Origin of the sequence: Kurthia sp. Dielmo (assembly GCF_000307285.2) — a bacterium.
In the GTDB taxonomy this organism is placed as follows: domain Bacteria; phylum Bacillota; class Bacilli; order Bacillales_A; family Planococcaceae; genus Kurthia; species Kurthia populi.
This window is the reverse complement of record NZ_HE578969.1, coordinates 33,374-34,955: the sequence shown is the minus strand read 5'-3', so window position 1 is coordinate 34,955 and position 1,582 is coordinate 33,374. Positions and strand designations below refer to the sequence as shown.

At 37.0% G+C, this 1,582-nt stretch carries 2 protein-coding genes and 1 pseudogene; all 3 read right to left on the bottom strand.

From position 1 onward, the window contains the following. A pseudogene (locus KTHG_RS20590) lies at window positions 1–487 on the bottom strand (phage major capsid protein); the annotation flags it as partial. A gap of 21 nt (window positions 488–508) precedes the next feature. Next, window positions 509–1,228, bottom strand: coding sequence for a head maturation protease, ClpP-related (locus KTHG_RS20585; RefSeq protein ID WP_186439708.1), 720 nt, complete (start codon window positions 1,226–1,228; stop codon window positions 509–511). Next, on the bottom strand, window positions 1,225–1,582 hold a 358-nt coding region (locus KTHG_RS20580; RefSeq protein WP_139996313.1), incomplete at its 5' end, for a phage portal protein. The genes KTHG_RS20580 and KTHG_RS20585, both read right to left, overlap by 4 nt.

Genomic DNA, 1,582 nt, shown 5'->3' with positions numbered 1-1,582 from the left:
CGACAACAAATGCCGTTAATTTATTTTGAATTTCTTCTTCATCATTAAATGCTGCATCTAATTGCCCTTTAATATCACCAAAGATTTTGCCCCATACAGCTGTACCAGATGTTTCTGATTTTAAGAACTTCAAACGCAATCCGGCATTTTGTAAGCCGATTTCAGCTAGTAGTGGATGTGCAGTTGTTAAATCTTCAAAGATGCGATCAATTGTTTCTTCTGGTAAAAGCGTTTCTTCTTTGTAACCAACTTCTGTATTAATCGCATTAAAGAATGTACGTTCACGTGCCGTCATCTTAGCTTCAGCTGGCGTTGTCGCAGCGAATTTTTCGGCTTCTGCGCGCGCTTGCTTTTTCGTTTCTTCAAATAGTTCATTAATCATTTCGGCATATAACTCGCCTTGTTTTTCTTCTGGTTCACCATTTTGTACGGCATTTAAAAAGTTTTGTCGTGCTGTTTTAAAATCATTTGTTAAATTAATTGTCATCTATATGACCTCCTAGTTAAATTAAAAAACGAACCGTCCAAATCCTTTATTTTGTGGTTTTGGTGGCTCGCTTTGCATATTCATTTTTTCGATTACTTTATTTGCGATTTCATCCATATCTACATTTACATTTACAACAGGTTCTTTATTCATTATTGTTTTCATGCGATTGATGACTTCTGGTGATAGACCTCCACCTGTTGTTGAGACAAGTTTTGGCACATTCTCGGAAAACATCACTTCATCTGCAAATCCTAGTTCAACAGCTTGTTGAGCTGTAAGCCATGTCTCTTTGTTCATTAATTCTAAAATATCGTCTAATGGTTGATTTGTTTTATCTACATAAGCGCTCGCAATGGATTCATTGAATCCCTTTAGCACATCAGCTTCATGCTGCATTGTACGATTGTCCCCAGCAGCAAAGCTCGATACGTTATGAATCATAATTTGTGCTGTAGGACTGATTGTTACATGACCAGCCATCGCAATCACAGATGCTGCAGACGCTGCAATCCCCACAATTTTAATATTTACCTTACCAGGATATTCTTTTAATGCTGTGTAAATTTCGCTACCAGCATATACGTCACCGCCACCCGAATTAATAATGACATCTAAATTTTCATTCGTTGTGGGTAACGAATCTACAATGTCTTTGGGTGCTGTGCTGTCCATATCCAACCAATCATAAATCCATTTATCATCATTTGAAATGATGGCACCTTTTACTTCTAACTTCACTGACTCTCACCTCCTTTTGTTGTATTCGTATCTACTTTTTCATAGTTTTTCGTTAAAACATACACATCTAACTCTGGATCATCTACTCGGTCCATACCAAATAGTTCACGCACTTCATTTCGACTAAAAGCTCCGGACGCAATCAATTTATCTACAGCTTCCGAATTTTGAATGACATCATGAATGGCAATACCACGTAGTTGAATTTTTTCATCTTTCCCTAACTTGATTTTTGCATTTAATTCATCTTCAATCTTCTTTAAAAGTGGTCCCAAACAAAACTTCACATAGGCTTTCATCGCATCTTCTAATTCGGCTACATCACCATGAATCAGATTAACGGGAATACCCAAA